General features: G+C 39.1%; 1 protein-coding gene. It reads left to right on the top strand.

Annotation, left to right across the window (positions count from 1 at the left end):
* Positions 1-642: 642 nt before the first annotated feature.
* The coding region (locus ACFIK2_RS08620; protein ID WP_375677163.1) for a DEAD/DEAH box helicase family protein at positions 643-2,574 on the top strand (1,932 nt) is incomplete at its 3' end.

Here is a 2,574-nt window from a genome sequence, read left to right as displayed (position 1 = left end):
TGAAGATCTCTCCCCCACATTTATATAAAGAAACCTCTAAACAAAACTGTTTAGCCCGTCAATGGTTAATACATCAATATCACCATAAATATAAAGGATAAATTTGCTCAACCATATCCCCTTGCATTCATAGAGTGAACCTTCAAAGGACGCCTAATCTATGAGTTTTGAGGATTTTGAGGGTTCTTTTTACCCCCCTTTATATATTTTTTTAAAATAGAAAAATAAAAGTCATTATATTTCAATATATTAGCATTTTAGAGATACAATCTATATTAAAACACAACCTATAAATATAACCCGCTGTATATTTTTGAAGGTATTTTGAGGGTGTGAGAAACCTTCAAAACCTATCTATAAAATGCATCAAAATACTCATTCTGATATTTTAAAGCACATAGTACATTTGTCTTTTTTCCATAAAATAAACAGCAAATTTTACTATTTTGCTGATCTACTCCATGTCATAGGCTGTGGATAAATAACCTTTAAAAACCCTTTTTGAAAAAATATTTCTGGTTTTGCAAGAATTTCACCTCAGCTGACACTCGCTATTTATCCTAAATGGATTTAATTGGCTTCATTTTGATTCTTTTGAAGAGAATCAATCAGTAGAATATATTGTCATGGAGTTTAGTCTTTATGTCTCACCCTCTTTATTCTGATAATAAACACGTTTCTTTACGCTCTCTCTTACAAGCCTATCGTGATCAAGCGATATCAGAGCAAGATAAGCAAGCCGCTTTTGAAAAGTTTGTCATTGCCTATTTGACGCAAGACCCGCTTCAATGCCAAGAATACGAAAAGGTTCAAACTTATAGAGAGGTCGCTGACGAAAAGGGCTGGAAAGGAAGCGATACAGACACCGATATTGATTTGGTAGCGAAAATTCGTGATCAAGACGATTATGTTGCTATTCGCTGTCAATTTTATGAGACCAATCATCAGATTACCCAAGACGATATTGAAAGCTTTATCGCCATTTCTGGTAAAAAGAGATTTAAATACCGCCTTCTCATTGATAGCACGGAAAGAGATTTAAGCGACAATGCCAATACCATGATTGAAGGGCAAGCAGTTCCGGTTTATCGAATTAATCTGTTTGATATGGAAAATAGTCAAATCGATTGGGGTATTTTTGATAAGACAGGCAACATTGTCCTTTACGAGCAAACGAAGAAAAAGCTTTTAGATCATCAAAAAGAAGCGCTCAAAGCGGTTTGTGAAGGGTTAAAAGAAGCAGACCGTGGCAAGCTGATTATGGCATGTGGAACGGGCAAGACTTTCACCAGTTTGAAGATAGCAGAAACCATAGCAGGTCAAGGCAAGCATGTGTTGTTTTTGGTCCCCTCTCTTGCCTTGATGTCACAAAGCATTCGTGAATGGACAGCCGATGCACAAGTGCCCTTGCGTTGCTTTGCCGTGTGTTCCGATAAGCAAATCGGCAAGCGGCGTAAAAACCAAGAGGATGATGGGGAAATATCGGCATCGGATTTAGCACTCCCTGCTACCACGGATGCCTCTAGGCTTGTCGAGAAAGTAGGAAACTCTTCGCCCCATGCCATGAGTGTTATTTTTGCGACCTATCAATCAATACAAGTCATTGTTGATGCGCAAAAGGATCATGGTTTAGCAACCTTTGATCTGATTATTTGTGATGAGGCGCATAGAACAACGGGGGCTTCATTAGGAACTGACGACAATGAATCTGATTTTATCAAGGTTCATGATAACACTCTTATTCGCGGTAAAAAACGTCTGTACATGACAGCAACGCCTCGTATCTTTAGTAATCATGCCAAAAGGCGTGCTGATGAGGTTGATGCTGTTTTAGCCTCTATGGATAATGAAGCCATTTATGGAAAAGCGCTTTATACCTACAGTTTTACCGATGCGGTCAAGAATGAACTGTTAACCCCTTATAAGATTATTGTTTTAGGTGTTGATGAAGGGGAAATCAGTAAAACCATGGAGATGCCCACCACAAGTAAAGATTATGAACTTACTTTAGATTATAAAACAAAAATTGTTGGCTGTTATCAAGCTTTAACCAAACTGGATCTGAAAAATGATCTTGGAGATGATGCGGCTCCTATGCGTCGTGCCTTGGCTTTTTGTAAAGATATCAAGACCTCTAAACAGATCCGTGATACCTTTCAAGGAAAAGGGGTTAAGCGGATTTTCAACAGACTTTATAAAAATTATCCTGATACGCCTCCTCTGATCTGTGAAGTTGATCATATTGATGGGAAGGATGGCGCCAAAGAACGGTCAAGAAAACTGGATTGGTTGGAAGAAAATGTGGGGGAAAATCACTGCCGTGTACTTACCAATGTAAGATGTTTGTCTGAGGGAGTGGATGTGCCTACCTTGGATGCGGTGATGTTTTTACACCCGCGTAAAAGCCAAGTCGATGTGATACAGGCGGTAGGACGTGTGATGCGTCGTGCTCCAGGCAAAAAAAGAGGTTATATCATTTTACCCGTTGGGGTCCCTGCTGGGATTGACCCCGAAAAAGCTTTAAAGAACAATCCAAAATACAGTGTTGTTTGGCAAGTTCTCGATGCCCTGCTT

It is taken from the genome of Bartonella sp. AP88XZML, from assembly GCF_042195565.1.
Taxonomy (GTDB): domain Bacteria; phylum Pseudomonadota; class Alphaproteobacteria; order Rhizobiales; family Rhizobiaceae; genus Bartonella.
Note: the sequence above shows the minus strand (reverse complement) of the source record. Positions and strands in the feature narration are given on the sequence as shown.